Annotated in this window: 14 protein-coding genes; 6 read left to right on the top strand and 8 right to left on the bottom strand. The window is 42.9% G+C overall.

Annotation, left to right across the window (positions count from 1 at the left end; translation table 11 throughout):
* Positions 1–33: 33 nt before the first annotated feature.
* From rfbF to V7L05_RS23085, 4 genes are all read right to left on the bottom strand, one after another.
* A complete protein-coding gene (rfbF, locus tag V7L05_RS23100; protein ID WP_335167445.1) occupies positions 34–807 on the bottom strand; it encodes a glucose-1-phosphate cytidylyltransferase in 774 nt (257 codons plus the stop codon).
* Positions 808–1,403: 596 nt separating this feature from the next.
* Positions 1,404–3,572 (bottom strand): tetratricopeptide repeat protein, encoded by a 2,169-nt coding sequence (locus V7L05_RS23095; protein ID WP_335167443.1) that lies wholly within the window; start codon positions 3,570–3,572, stop codon positions 1,404–1,406.
* A gap of 56 nt (positions 3,573–3,628) precedes the next feature.
* Complete coding sequence (locus V7L05_RS23090; protein WP_335167440.1) at positions 3,629–4,411, bottom strand: PP2C family serine/threonine-protein phosphatase; 783 nt, start codon at positions 4,409–4,411, stop codon at positions 3,629–3,631.
* 50 nt (positions 4,412–4,461) lie between these two features.
* A complete protein-coding gene (locus V7L05_RS23085) occupies positions 4,462–5,136 on the bottom strand; it encodes a vWA domain-containing protein (RefSeq protein ID WP_300415531.1) in 675 nt (224 codons plus the stop codon).
* 729 nt (positions 5,137–5,865) lie between these two features.
* On the opposite strand from V7L05_RS23085, the gene V7L05_RS23080 reads away from it, so the two are divergent.
* A complete protein-coding gene (locus tag V7L05_RS23080) occupies positions 5,866–7,272 on the top strand; it encodes a response regulator (protein WP_335167438.1) in 1,407 nt (468 codons plus the stop codon).
* Between the two features lie 215 nt (positions 7,273–7,487).
* On the opposite strand, the gene V7L05_RS23075 is transcribed toward V7L05_RS23080, so the two are convergent.
* Entirely contained in the window at positions 7,488–8,447 is a 960-nt protein-coding gene (locus tag V7L05_RS23075) for a glycosyltransferase family 9 protein (protein WP_335167437.1), read from the bottom strand.
* 69 nt (positions 8,448–8,516) lie between these two features.
* On the opposite strand from V7L05_RS23075, the gene ispD reads away from it, so the two are divergent.
* The 4 genes from ispD to V7L05_RS23055 all read left to right on the top strand — a co-directional run bounded on the left by ispD (position 8,517) and on the right by V7L05_RS23055 (position 10,610).
* A complete protein-coding gene (gene ispD / locus V7L05_RS23070; protein ID WP_335167435.1) occupies positions 8,517–9,200 on the top strand; it encodes a 2-C-methyl-D-erythritol 4-phosphate cytidylyltransferase in 684 nt (227 codons plus the stop codon).
* Between the two features lie 345 nt (positions 9,201–9,545).
* Positions 9,546–10,088, top strand: coding sequence for an SMC-Scp complex subunit ScpB (gene scpB / locus V7L05_RS23065; protein ID WP_335167434.1), 543 nt, complete (start codon positions 9,546–9,548; stop codon positions 10,086–10,088).
* A 29-nt stretch (positions 10,089–10,117) separates the two neighbouring features.
* Positions 10,118–10,273 carry a hypothetical protein gene (locus V7L05_RS23060; RefSeq protein ID WP_335167433.1) on the top strand — a complete coding sequence of 52 codons (156 nt, stop codon included), beginning with the start codon at positions 10,118–10,120 and terminating at the stop codon, positions 10,271–10,273.
* Positions 10,263–10,610: a DUF760 domain-containing protein gene (locus tag V7L05_RS23055; protein ID WP_334949950.1), complete on the top strand. Its 348-nt coding sequence runs from the start codon at positions 10,263–10,265 to the stop codon at positions 10,608–10,610. The genes V7L05_RS23060 and V7L05_RS23055 overlap by 11 nt, the downstream gene beginning before the upstream one ends.
* Positions 10,611–10,914: 304 nt before the next feature.
* Here V7L05_RS23055 and V7L05_RS23050 read toward each other — a convergent pair whose 3' ends face one another.
* On the bottom strand, positions 10,915–12,123 hold the full coding sequence (locus tag V7L05_RS23050; RefSeq protein WP_335167431.1) for an HhoA/HhoB/HtrA family serine endopeptidase: 1,209 nt from the start codon (positions 12,121–12,123) through the stop codon (positions 10,915–10,917).
* A gap of 73 nt (positions 12,124–12,196) precedes the next feature.
* The gene (locus V7L05_RS23045) at positions 12,197–12,358 is read right to left on the bottom strand and encodes a histidine kinase (RefSeq protein ID WP_335167429.1); all 162 of its coding nucleotides are present in this window, start codon (positions 12,356–12,358) and stop codon (positions 12,197–12,199) included.
* A 46-nt stretch (positions 12,359–12,404) separates the two neighbouring features.
* On the opposite strand from V7L05_RS23045, the gene V7L05_RS23040 reads away from it, so the two are divergent.
* Positions 12,405–13,319: a LysM peptidoglycan-binding domain-containing M23 family metallopeptidase gene (locus V7L05_RS23040; protein ID WP_335167427.1), complete on the top strand. Its 915-nt coding sequence runs from the start codon at positions 12,405–12,407 to the stop codon at positions 13,317–13,319.
* 89 nt (positions 13,320–13,408) lie between these two features.
* Here the strand turns inward: V7L05_RS23040 and V7L05_RS23035 are convergent, their stop codons facing one another.
* Entirely contained in the window at positions 13,409–14,443 is a 1,035-nt protein-coding gene (locus V7L05_RS23035; protein ID WP_335167426.1) for an isochorismatase, read from the bottom strand.
* Positions 14,444–14,683: the final 240 nt, after the last annotated feature.

The following is a 14,683-nucleotide window of genomic DNA, read 5'->3' as shown; positions in this document are numbered from 1 at the left end:
CCTGTACAGACGCGATTAATCGCGTCTCTCCCCCTACCAAACTTTCCAAGGAGCTTGATTGGTGTTCCATAGCCCCTCTAGATAGTTTTTATCGCGTAAAGTATCCATCGGTTGCCAAAACCCATGATGTTTAAAAGCAGATAGCTGTTCCATATCAGCTAGCTTTTCTAATGGCTCTTGCTCCCACACCGTAGAGTCATCAGCAATCAAATTGATTACTTCTGGTTCTAACACAAAATAACCGCCATTAATCCAAGCTCCATCACCTTCAGGTTTTTCCCGAAAGCTGGTGATTTTAGTTTGCTCATTTCCTAAGGAAATGGCTCCAAAACGTCCGGCTGGTTGAACGGCTGTGAGTGTTCCTAAGGTATTTTGTTGTTTATGAAACTTCACTAGCTCGGTGATATTAATATCACTTACACCATCACCATAGGTAAAGCAAAAAGTTTCATTACCAACATGTTCGCTGATTCGCTTTAAGCGTCCGCCTGTCATTGTATTATCACCCGTATTTACTAAGGTGACACGCCAGGGTTCAGCGTAACCAGAATGCACGTTCATCTGGTTAAATCGCATATCAAAAGTAACATCTGACATGTGTAAGAAATAGTTAGCAAAATACTCTTTAATTATGTAACCTTTGTAACCACAACAAATGATGAAGTCATTAATGCCGTGGGCAGAGTAAGTTTTCATTATGTGCCAGAGAATTGGCTTACTACCAATCTCAACCATCGGCTTGGGTCTGATACTAGTTTCTTCACTGAGGCGTGTACCAAGCCCTCCAGCCAAAATCACCGCTTTCATGCAATTACCTCGGAGATTTGTAGAGATATTATTATCAGGAAAGAATAAAGCCGCCAGTCGCCAGAATTCAGAATTTAATTGTGTGCAATTGGTGAGGCCGCGTGAGTGGCGGGTCTGAATTCCCCACTTTCTTGTTCTGATATCATGTCCGGGCAATTAAGCATAATACCCGGAACCCCAAAGAGCCAAAGCTGCGCTTTAGCTCCCCTCCCCGTCGGCGGGGAGGGATTGGGGGTGGGGTTCTTTTATTATGGGTAATTTGGCGGACATGATATGATTTCTGACTTCTGAATTCTTCTTCAATTGACTTTTTCGAGATGAAGAGGATGCACTTAGATAGAGAAAAATTAATTTCTGATTTCTTTATTCTCAGTCAACAATCTAACTGTAATTTTCGGCAAAATTATGAAGGAAATATAAATTAAAATCTTTTCTATATAAAAGCTCGATGAATATCTATAAATACGGAAATAAATTACTAAATTCAAGAAAAATTTCACCCATAAAACAACTAGGATTAGCTGGCGCTAACCCTAGTCAGGCTTGATTTGTTCAATCAAAACCAATAATATTTCAGTAACAAAACTTACTTGTTTTTAGTTAGTTTTTTCCACATTACTTGAGGTTTGGAATAAAGGGTCACATTTGTTTTCTACGACTACGCACATATTACTGAGTGCTTGCTGATAATTATCCATATCATCTTGCTCAAGGAAGATTTTGGCAGATGCCTGTATATCTTCGATAGCTTTCGTCTGGTTTTTGTTAGATTGACTACCGCCATATTGTGCTAGTTCATAGCGAACCATACCTCGTTTGAGATATGCTTTTGCTAGTTTGGGGCTAATAGTTAATGCTTGGTTAAAGTCAGCGATCGCTAGATTATATTCTTGCTCATAATTGCTGCTATATTGAGCAATTTGATAATAGACAGCACCCCTCTGAAAGTAAGCTTCAGCTTTGGATACATTAAGTTTTATTGCCTCACTAAAATCTGCGATCGCTTTTTTGTAAGCTTGTTGAGATTCACCGCTATATTTAGCCATTTGGGCGCGGACAATCCCCCGTCTGATATAAGCTTCCATTTCATTACTATCCAGACCGATGGCCCGATTATAGTCAGCGATCGCTAGGTTATACTCTTGATCAGGATCGTTGCTATATTCGGCGAGCATATAGCGGGCATTGCCCCGATTTACAAGAGCTTTGGTTTGATTGGGCTGGATTGTGAGAGCTTGGCTATAATCTGCAACTGCTCCTTCGTAGTCTTTCAGGTTATAACGGGCATTGCCACGATTTACAACCGCTATGGCAGATGTAGGTTGTTGTTTAATTGCTTCGCTAAAGTTGGCAATTGCTTTTTCGTAGTCTCGCTCTTTGTAAGCAGTGTCACCCTGCTGATAGTAATCAGTGAAGTTGAGGATGTTATTTGTCTGGCGAGACTTCAATGTTTGTTGGGTGTAAGCATTTTGGGAAATCAACGGCTGAGTAAATTTAATCATTACGTCCGCATATCCCAATAAACCAAAACCTAACAAGCAACAAATAACCGGGTACAATTTTGACTTCTTGGAAGGTTTATAAGGTGAACGGTTTGAGCTAATTACTGGTTGCCAATAATTAGCTACGTGCGATGGCATGGCTCGCTGTGGAAAGCGCGGTGTCTGAGTGTAGTGCTTTTTCGCTTTGATTCGCGGTTGTAGATGTTCTTTAGCTTCTATAGCGCGATGTGATGGGAAAGGGTCGCGTCCACCTAATCGCACGGTACGTTCACACCACGGGCAGCTACGCATGTGGCTGTTGTAGCGATGCTGAGGATTTGTCGTGCAGGTAATCAGGGAATCTTCGGCTTCAGCTATTGCTGAGAGCCAAGTCTGGGCACTGGGGCGCAGCAGTGGGTTGTTGTGACCCGCTTCAAAACAACGGACAAATAATTCCTGTAAGGCGGGATGAAGAATTTCCCAAGGGGGTGCAATGGGTGTAGGTAGGTAGGGTACGTGCCGCTTTTCGCTGTAAGTGAAATGACCCGATGCAATGCGGGCTTCGTAGGGCGGTGGCTCAATAGCACCTTGAAAAATCCCCGAAAATGGGTGAGTGCCTTCCATTAAGAGTTGAAATACTAGCACCCCTAACCCAAATAAATCATGAGAGATTTCGCGATCGTGCTGGGCAAAAGTTTTATTCTGGAGTTCTGGTGGGGTAAACTCTGGTTTACCTACTGGGCAGCGATAAACAACATTGTTGTTTCGGTCGGGTACTTGGAAAGAGTCTGTGTCTATCAAAGTCACCAGTGCGGTGTCACTGACGAGAATATTTGACTCATTGACATCACCAATGCAATATCCACTAGCGTGCAAAGCTGCAAAAGCCGCCGCTAGATTCCGAGCCGTGCGGAGTAGGTACTGATAGTTGAATAGGGGGCAGTGTTGGCGACGGGTTCTGGGGTTGTAAAAGTCGATAATTGGCCGCATCCCGTGAATATGTGGCATCAAAAAGCCAAGAATGCTATTTTTGCCATCTGCCGCCCGTAATAAATCCTCTGGCCAAGCGATAGAGATATGCCCCAAACTCGCCGTCGGATTTTCTGGCGGGTTGGCAAGCATCGCCTGGAGTTTATCAGCATGGGCAGTCGTTGGCTTGTGGTAAATCTTCGCCACCAAGTTGCTATCGGATGGCACTGCATAAACACAAGCTTCACCGCCACGCCCCAAACTGACATTGAGGCTGAGAATTTCTTTTCTAGGGGAACAACGTAGTACCTGCATAATGAAATTACCGCTAACGGGAGTTATGTAAGATGTGAAACCTGTAGATGTATTGCTTATGAATCGTTGAATGCAGCTATAATGAGTGTCAAATCATCATCAGTGCGTTGTGTAATCCGTTCTGAGCGTAAAAATTTTATCAACTGCTCCTTCGCTTCAGTCTTATCCTTGGTATTAGCTACAAATTCAAACAGGGGAAAAAAGAACGGTTTGTGAGGTTCGCCAACAACCATATTCAAAGCCAGCATTTGTAGTCCGTCGGTTGTAATCCCAACATTTACAATGTCTGTGCGCCATAATCTCATTTGCACTGCATCTAAGGCATTAGGCGAAGTCAAAAAAGTGGTTTCGTTAATGTATTCGCCGCTATCAGGTATAGTCAGTGCGAGGAGGTTGCCCATGCTATCTTTTGCCACTGCCAAACCATCACCTATCTGTGCCACAGCAGCAACTTCTGGTGTGGCAACCATCATAATTAAGGTAGTTGCTAAATCTTGAGGCTGTTTGTCACAACTAGCCGCCTCAGCATCGACAGCTTTTTTAGCAGCTAGTATGGCATCATTTAAAAGCGATCGCACCAATGAATCATCATTCAACATTTGCCGCGTCAGCTCTTTGGTGGAAATGTTTTCTATTGCTGTCTCCACAGCAATCATCGCTCCCACTTTCCCCAGGCTAGCAGAACCCGCGCCATCTGCGGCGGCGGCCACCAAAACATTATCTGACAATATCTGCCAGTGATGAGCATCCTGACATAACTGCTTGTTTTTTAAGTGACTTGTACCACATACAGACGCAGCCACAATCCGCCATTGAGTAATCTGTTTTGATATGTTCATAGATTTTTTGCCAGCAGCTTGATGTTTACACAGCTAGCTGCGATTTTTGATTAAACAGTCCCCCAACCAATCGGCGGTAGTGCTACCTGTTCGTCCACCTGCGAATGAGAAACAGCTGACATACTAGTTGACAACCAGACAAACATCTCGATAAAATTTAATCCTTTCAGCTTCAAGGGGGTACGCACAGTTATTTGATTTAAACGCGTCATATTCGCATTTTCTACACCCACTGTAAAAAATGCTACACGCTTATTTGCTTCATCTCCCTGTAAGCGCTGGGATGCTTGCTCTACCACATGCTCTAACTCGCCTTGCGGTTCTCCATCGGTAATCATGAATACCCAAGGACGATAGTAAGCAATCCCATTGGCACGATACTGAGATTTCCGTTCTTGAATTATGTCTAAAGCTTTATGAATTCCTGCACCCATCGTAGTCAAGCCCTGTGCTGTCAAAATAGGTGGATTGAATTGATCAGCAGTCACAAAGTCTTGTATGACATTGATATTACTATCAAAAGTGACGATCGCCACTTCCACCCGTCTGGCAGCTAAGGAATTTTTGACTAATTCATCCTTTAAACTCAGTAAACCCTGATTTAAAGCCTCAATCGGATCTCCTTGCATCGAACCAGATGTGTCTAGTAACAGCACACAAGGACAACGTGGTTCTGGGTTCTCAGCAAATTCTACTACTTCATCAAGTCTTAAAGTATCATGCATAACTTTTTGTGTTATGTTAAAGTTCAAAGCTTTATTTTCCTTCTCTTAGAGTATATAATTTCAGTCACCCAGGCCATTACACAATATAGTATCCATTGGGAAATGCTCTAAATCTTTATTAAACAAATTATTTTCATGAATTTCTCTATATATTTCAGATGAACTGGAGTACAGCTTAGTTTATCAAAACCCAGGATTAGCTGTTGTAATCTATCTACCAAAAACTTATATCCATTAAACCTACAGTACAATAAATACGTAAACTTTCCTAGATAAGTTTTTAAAGATTTTATGTAGGAGAATCGGTCTTTTACAGAAAAGTGATTAATCATAATTAAGCTGATTAGCTCTGGAAGTATACCACTGTAACTGGGCAAACTTGGAATCAAATTTGTCTCTTGAAGATAGTGGGCATAAATAAACGTCATTATTAAGGTCTTCAGCTAATAGTTGTCGATAGTGAGTAGAGCTTAGAAGCAATTAACATCTACTGATAGTCTAGCCATGATCAGTGTTTAGCTTTATTCATACCCACCTACTTATTTTTTAGCTGTAAGTAGAACGTGCCAAATGTAACAAAAAAATTAAAAAGTTTATAAATTTTAATATACATATTTTAAAATAAATAATTTGTCCATAGAGAAATATTACAAAGAAGAGAATACTTCATAGCTCATATTTTCAATTTACAAATGTTCGGTTGTTGATTCCGTAAAAAACTTGAAAAATATGAATAATTCTGGTGGATTCACCACACTACGTCCTCTAAGTTTGTTAAGACAGTTATCCAATTGCTCCGACAGTACTTGTTTGCAAGCATTGAGTAACTCAGTTTCTTGGTCGATTTACCTAGAACAGGGCAAAATAACCTACGCTACCCATTCAGTAGAACCTTTTGATCGATTAGAACGTCATTTGCGTCGCCTCAGCCACCAAATTCCACTGCTTACTAGCGAGGTTCGTGTTCAATTACGTCTGATGTTTGAACCTGACTCACACAGTCAGTCAATCAAACATGATAATAATTCCAGAAGCCACCCTCCTGAGTATCAGGCTATATCCTGGCTTGTTAGTCAACGACATCTACATTCTACACAAGCAGCACTGCTGGTTCAAGAATTAGTTAAAGAGGTGATTGAATCATTTTTACTGATTAAAAAAGGTACTTATGAATTAACAGAATCACTGAATAGAATGCCAAAAAATTGTCGGCTAGATACAGAAAAAATTCTCGAACATTGTCAAGCACGATTAGAGAATTGGCAGGCTTTTGTTCCCCAAATTTCTTCTCCATATCAACGTCCATATCTGTTGATTAACAGCAAAATTCAGGAGAAAGATTTACCAACCCTTCAGCCGTATTTAAATAATTGGATGAAGGGTTTTAGCCTGTGTCATCTGGCTGTAATTTGGAATCAAGATGAAATCCAAGTGGCTCGCAATTTATACCCTTACATTGTTAATGGTGCGATTATCTTGCATGAACCCGATCCACCATTTGATAAATTACCAAAAATATTTGAGGTGCGATGTCTACAACGGCCTACGCCTACGCTTTTCCCGAAATTGATTACAGAGTTAGTTGGCACCAAAGAAAAACTAACTATCACCATCAACCATTACCCAGATATTTCTGAAGGGAATATCGCTCCTGTTCAGCGATTACTACAGATTGCTGCTCCTCCAAAAGCAAATTTTCAGAAACCAACAATATCAAATAATATAAATGCTGCTTCCCAAAGAGTAACGACTGCTACTGTAGCAGCAGAAAAAGTCCACAAAATCGTTTCTGTAGATGATAGTCGCACAATTCTGAAAGCAATTAGCTATTTCTTAGAAAATGAAAATTTTTCTGTAGTGACTATCAACGATCCAGTAAAAGCCGCTTTGTCAATTATCAGGCACAAACCAGACTTAATTTTACTGGATTTAAACATGGTAGGAATCGATGGTTATGAGTTGTGTCGAATTATCCGAAATAATTTAATTTTTAAGAAGACTCCCATAATTTTTGTGACTGGGAATAAAGGAATTGTAGACAAAGTAAAAGCGAAACTGGTAGGGGCATCTGGATATCTTACTAAACCATTTACCCGCACCGAATTACTGAAAATAGTTTTCATGCATTTGACTTAAATTAACCGCAAAATCTAGTTGTCACGTCCAGGTTTTGCGGTCATTCAACAAAGGCATAAGTGACAGACTCCTACACTGACTGCAAGCAGTACAGTGTAATTGCTGTGCATAGGCGTTGAGCTTTGTTTAAAGTCCACGGAATGCCCTACCGTAGACGATGAATTTCTTACGGATTATTCCAGAAAGAAGCGCATAAATTGGGGCAAACTGCTGGTTTAGCCACCCCAAATTTTCTCTAAAACTGCGTTTGGTGAAACATCCGCCGTTTTTCCCGTGGGAGATTCAATGGCCAGGAATTTATCGTTTTTCGGCAACAACTTCGCTGGATCAGTAGGGCCAAATAGGGCGATGGTATAGGTTTGAACTGCAACACTTAGTTGTAGTGCCGCACTATCAGTAGACAACATCAAATTTGCCCCAGCAATTATGGCAGTTAACTTGCCAATATTATCTGGGGCTGTCACCTTGATATCTGGAGAAGACTCCAGAAGCGATCGCACAAACGGCTGTTCGTCAGACCCCTTAATGACCACCACAGCCAGATCCGGCTGCTTTTGTTGGAAGTTTTCAATAATTTGCTGCCACTTGCCGACAGGGTAGATTTTATCCAGTTCTTTAGCCTGGGATAACTGGCCAGAACCGCCATTAATCAAGATATAGCCTGTTTCATGCACCCCTAAACGTTTTTGTTCCTTTTGCGCCCACTCAATATCTGGTTTTGGCACATTTACTGCTAACTCTGGGACAGGGGTTTGTATGCCCAATGGTTGCAGCAAATCGTGATATACTTCTGCCGCATATTGAGATGGTTTGAAAGGCACAGCATGGTTAAGAAAAACCGAGCCTTTGCCTTGGTAGCCAATGCGTACAGGAATTCCCGTCAACCAGAGTAAAAGACCCACCAACCAATTTTGCTTAACAGCAATGACAACATCGTATTCGCGATCGCGAATTGTGCCCACCAAGTTACCCCAATCTGCCAGACTGTTACGGTCTTGAAAATCAAAGGTCAGCACCTCGTGAACGGACTTGCTCACTCGGTAGGCAGCCTTTGACCGGGGTTCAACAACGACATCTATCTGAGCGTTAGGGTAATGGCGCTTCAGGTCATCTAGAGTCGGAAACAAGAGAATTTGGTCGCCAATTCCGCCAGGTACAAGGGCTACTACTCGCATAATATTTATTGACGCTTACTCGCTCCCTATTTTAGGGGAAAATATATAGCTTAAAGATTGAGGAATTCTGTGTATTTACTAATTCCAGCTGCGGGAATGGGAAAAAGAATGGGGAGTAACCGCAATAAACTCCTACTGCTCGTGCGATCGCAACCAATTATTGCTTGGACTCTATTAGCCGCAGAAGCCGCCACTACAATCAGTTGGATCGGGATTATTTCTCAACCTGCTGACTGGCCAGACTTCAAAGCAATTATCGCCGATCTGAAGCTGACTAAACCAGTGGAATTGATTCAAGGTGGCTCCACCCGACAAGAATCTGTTTACAATGGCTTGCAGGCGCTACCAGTAGCCGCAGAGCAAGTCTTGATTCATGATGGCGCCAGATGTCTAGCCACACCAGATTTATTTAACTCTTGTGCTGAAGCCATTCGCCACTGTCCCGGTTTAATTGCTGGTGTGCCCGTCAAAGACACCATCAAAGTTGTCGATGAACAAGGCATAATTCAAAAAACACCCGACAGACGACAACTATGGGCGGCACAAACTCCCCAAGGATTTGATGTCAAGTTGTTGAAACAGTGCCATGCTGAAGGTGTCCGTCAAGGTTGGGAAGTAACTGACGATGCCGCTTTATTTGAAAAGTGCGGCATCGAAGTCCGAATTGTCGAGGGAGAGGAGACAAATTTAAAAGTGACTACTCCCCAAGATTTGGCGATCGCAGAATTTATTCTTATGGGCAGAGGCTTTTGAGGGAGATGAGGGGGATGAGGGGGATTGAGAATTTTAGATTTTAGATTTTAGATTTGGGATTAAAGAATTGAAATTTAATCCAAAATCGTCAATCCCTTCGGCTTGGTGCAGTCACTCATGGGGGAAACCCCCAAGACCGCGCTGCTTCACCAAAATCCAAAATTGAATTGCCCAATGCCCAATCTTTAATTTGATACTTTCAAAAAATATTTTGACAATCTACGATATAATGCCACACACTTGTTGATTGTTAGTTGTCATCTGCTAATGACTAATGACTAATGACTAATGACTAATGACTAATGACTAATGACCAATGCCCAATGCCCAATGCCCAATGATTAAATGATTACAGCCACAGCGACGAAGATAGAAGCAATTCTCTATTTAAAGGGTAAACCCTTGTCGCTCGGCGAAATCGCCGAGTATGCCGCGTGCGATCGCGCCACTGTCAAGGAAGGGATAATTGAACTAATGGACAACTATGCCCACCGAGATAGCGCCTTAGAGGTAATAGAAACCCCAGATGGTTATAGTTTGCAACTCCGATCTGACTTTCATGATTTGGTGCAAACGATGATACCAGTAGAATTGGGTGTAGGTGCATTGCGGACTTTGGCAGCGATCGCCCTTAATAGTCCCATACTCCAGAGCGACTTGATTAACCTGCGCGGTTCAGGAGTATATCAGCACGTTCCAGAACTCGTCGAACTTGGTTTCATCCGCAAGCGCCGAGATAGCGATTCTCGTTCCTACTCGCTCCAAGTAACGGCGAAATTTCATCAGTATTTCCAAATCGAACAACTCCCGCAAATACTTTCCACCAGCCAAAAGGAAGAACAATTAGAACTAGAACTAGAACTAAAGGGAGTGGGGAGTGGGGAGTAGGGAGTGGGGGGATGAGGGGGATGAGGGGGATGAGGGGGATTAAGGAGAATAACCAATGCCCAATGCCCAATGCCCAATGCCCTTTCTTCTTAAAGACTTATACCCGTGGTGAATGCGCTACTCTTGTTCTATGGTTTAGAGTAGAGTTAGCAATTAAGCTAAATAAAACTGCCAATGGTGTTTAATCCTGATTTTTTGAATGACAACTCTGAGGAACACCCTAATCAACTTCTTTCCGACCACTCTGGGGAATATCCCAATCAGTTGCTCAAATATCTACAGCATCAGTCTCCTGATGTTTTAGCTAGGATTGCTCAGTCCGCCAGCCCCGAAATTAAGCAAATTATTTCGCAAAATGTCCAAGGGCTAGTGGGAATGCTCCCCGCAGAAAATTTCAATGTGCAAATCACAACAGATCGGGATAACTTAGCTGGGCTTCTAGCATCGGCCATGATGACGGGGTATTTTCTGCGCCAGATGGAACAAAGAATGCAGTTAGAGCATTTGTCTAATGGTCAATAATCAATAGTCAGTAGTCAAACATTCTGGGACTATTGACCAAATAATTACTAATTTGTAATTCGTAATTCGTAATTCGTAATTAAAAAACGTACAGCAAGCCCACACTGAATTTTTAATTCAGTGGTCAACAAGACAGTGGAGAGTGCAAGCTTCCACTGATAGCGGAGCGTAAAGCCTTCTCTTCTCCCAAGGGGAGACGCACTCGCGTTCGAGAGGCAACGCCTTCGGCATAGCTTCGCTTAGAGCAAGTCCGCAAGCGTCTTGTAACTACGAATTACGAATTATCAATTACGAATTATTTTGACTACTTCCTTTCAGGATAAGCTCCTAATTCCACTTTGAAGGTTTGAATTTTACCATTGCGGTTGACTTCGATCGCTAATATATCCCCAACTTTGCTGAACTCTACCAACTTCTGTACTTGGGCTGAGGTTTTGACGAGTTTGCTGTTAACTTTTTGAATCACGTCTCCAGGAAGAAGTCCTACTTGCTTGGCTGGAGAATTGTCTGTAACTCCTCTAATGACAATCCCAGCTTCCTGCTGAATGTTTAGCTGATTTTCTTGATTAATTTGCTGTTTTCTGGTAGGAGAAAGGTCTGCCATTTCAATACCTAAGAAGGGATGATCCACATGCCCTTTAGTAAAAAGTTCATTGGCAACGCGGGCGGCGGTTTCAATGGGGATGGCGAAACCGAGTCCTTGAGCATCAGCGCGGATGGCAGTATTAATACCAATCACTTCGCCTTGGGCGTTTAACAAGGGGCCACCAGAATTACCAGGATTAATTGCGGCATCAGTTTGGATAAAGCTGACTCGCTTATCTGGGACACCAACTTGAGCGCTGGTGCGATCGGTAGCGCTGATGATGCCAATAGTGACAGTATTATCTAAACCCAGAGGATTGCCAATAGCGATCGCCCACTGTCCCGGTACTAAGTTTTGCGAATTGCCCAGTTTCGCAGTCGGTAAATGATTTGCTTTTATTTTCACGACTGCCACATCTGTCACAGTATCAACTCCCACCACCTTCCCCTCTAAACTCCGGCCATCCTTGAGGGTGACTTGTACTGTATCTGTATCTGCTACCACATGAGCGTTAGTGAGTAATTCTCCATCTTCGCTCAAAATAAATCCCGATCCTGTACCGCGCTCAATGCGTTCTTGGGGAATTGGTTCCTCATCCTCTCCAAAGAATCGCCGCAAGAGGGGATTTTTCAAAGCGTCAGAGATCGGATTGGCGACTTTGCGGGTGGCATTAATTCGCACTACAGCCGGGCCAACTTTTTGCACTGCCGTCGCAATAAAATTCACATTATCGCCCCCAGTAGCCCCAATCGCTCCATTAGGAGAATTCGGAACTACGGATTCTGGAGGCGAAGCCATTGTTACATTTTTTAACTGTTGGAACGAGGAATATTGTGGTAGGAGATAGCGACTGCCAAACAAACCTGCACCACCGCCAATCACCAATAAAAACACATAAACCGCCAGTTGCTTTAAGGATAACTTCATAATCATTTTGCTTAAGGACAGCAATGCAGTTGCTAATTTCTAAGTGTAGTCAAGCTAACGGCAAGTGGACAAATCAATTTACTAGAAATTGGGCATTGGGCATTGGGCATGGGGCATGGGGCATTGGGCATTGGGTATGGGGCATTGGGCATTGGTTATTCTCCTCATCTCCCTCATCTCCCTCATCTCCCTCATCTCCCTCATCTCCCTCATCTCCCCACTCCCCACTCCCCACTCTTCCCATCTAAAATCTAAAGTTAATGCGCTCTTGACGTTTATACATGACTTTACCCTTTCGTCAACTGTTTCTCTGTAGCTTAGTTAGCGCCTTGGGCCTAGTAAGCATACTGCCAAACACTAACAGCGCCAACGCTGCTGTCAGTGGTTGCCCAACTCCAGCCTTATCTCGCTTCCAACGCCATAAAGTTGTTCGTGGCGAAACTTTGGAGAGCATAGCGCAGCGCTACAATCTCATACCTACAACTATTATTGGCATGAATCCAGCTTTGCAGAACGGTGCGATCGCTGCGGCGGGTTCTACCTACGTAGCCGTTGGTAGTGTACTTCAAATTCCTCCCTACAATGGGGTTGTAGTCGAAGTGCCTCGCGGTGAAACTTGGCGACAAGTGGCGGCAAAATACAAAGTTCGTGCTGATAGCCTTTTTGAGGTAAATGGCTGCCAACAAGACCCCAGAATTGTGTTTGTTCCGGGGGTAAATTGGTCGCCCAATGGTGTTGTAACTAAGTCCCCTTTACCTACTAATACAGATACGCCAAACCGTGCATCCCTATCTGGATATCCCTTGGCACAAGTGGCAACGATCGGATTAGCTTACGGCTGGCAAATTAATCCGGCGACAGGTCAAGTTTTCTTTCATAGTGGTGTTGACTTATTAGCACCAGTTGGTACTGATGTGCTAGCGATCGCATCTGGAACCGTAGCCTTTGCCAACGAGCAAGGTACTTATGGCAAGTTGGTCATTATTAACCACAGTGGCGGACTCCAAAGCCGTTATGCTCAACTTGACAATATCAAAGTTACTGTCGGACAGCAAGTGAAAAAAGGAGACATATTGGGAACCGTAGGTACCAGTGGACAACCAAGTTCCAGTCAACCGCATCTCCATTTTGAAGTGCGTTCTAGCTCATCTCTGGGTTGGGTAGCGGAAGATCCAAAGGGTTATTTAAAGAAATGAGGGAGTGGGGAGTGGGGAGTAGGGAGTAGGGGATGAGGGAATAGGAAATAGAGAAGAAACTGAATTACCAATGCCCTATGCCCAATGCCCTATGCCCAATTCCCAAATTCGCTAGATTTTACAATGTGCATTCCTGCTTCTGCAAACCTTGTAAATGCTGCATCTGCCTGTTCTGTGTAGTCTACAACACCGGGAACAACAACAGGGGAAGTACAATCTTCTAGCAGATAGATTTTTTGAGCAAGGGCAGCATCTACCTGTTTAATTTCTGTTAATAAATCGTCGATTGTCCAGGCGACACAGTGACTTTTAGCTTGACCACCGATAATGACAGCATCAAATTCTAAAAGTTGTTTTATCAGGCGCGTGTTTTTTTGAGCAAGTGGACGTTGCTCAAAATCTTCCAACACTTCTGGACGTAAGATGGAATAATTTTCTGTTAAGGGATTTTCACCTTTAATTTCAAATTGTGTCTGACTCTGACGAGCAATGCCGTGAAAAAATATCGCTTCTTCTACCGATGAAACTAAAGCATGACCAATACCACCCAACATAGAATGATAAGGCCAAATAATCAGAGGATATTTCCCATCCTGACTTAGTTGCTTAACGTAATGGTAAGCGTGTTTTTCTAATAATTCATAATCCCCATTAGTAACACTGTTAGCTACTGCTGGGTTAACTTTCCAAATACCTTGTTCGATATCAAAAGCAGTGATGCTAGTCGCTGCTGGGGTGGGATGTTCTCCGGCGGCGTTCACCCAAAAGATCGGATGGAAAATTTGCGTTGCTGTGTGGGTGTCTAAAGTAGGTATAATTTTTGTAATTACTCCCAAGTTGCGATAGATAAAATCACACAATCTGACGTTATCATCCACCGCCGCAGTACCGGATTTTCCACCTACAAATAATTCAAATCCAGGAATGCAGAAGGTGTTTTGGACATCAATTAATAGTAAGCAAATGCTGGTTTTATCTAAAGATGCAGGTTTGATATCGTGTTGTTTTGCCCAGATTTCAGCTTCGGCGGCACGTTCTTGGTAAGGTACGCGCCAAACTTCGCCGATTTTATCGGGGTTAAAGTGGGGAGGAATGGATAGTTGGGTTGTTATTTGGGTGTTCATTTAAAATCTGTACTTATTCTCTAATTATTCGGCTTGCCTTAGTTAAAAATAATGCTGAATTTAGTAAAGGTCATCGTGCGAACCTAAAGTTAACAACAAAATTTCTTCCTCTGGTGATTCAATATTTATAGCGGTTCTCGTTTACGTGAGGTACACCCGTAGGGGCACGGCATGCCCATTGGTGTCAACTTAAGAAGATTTTGCCCAAATTTGTTGGGTGTAAGCGTCAATCTCTCGATG

It is taken from the genome of Nostoc sp. (genome assembly GCF_036917755.1).
GTDB lineage: Bacteria > Cyanobacteriota > Cyanobacteriia > Cyanobacteriales > Nostocaceae > Nostoc.
Note: the sequence above shows the minus strand (reverse complement) of the source record. Positions and strands in the feature narration are given on the sequence as shown.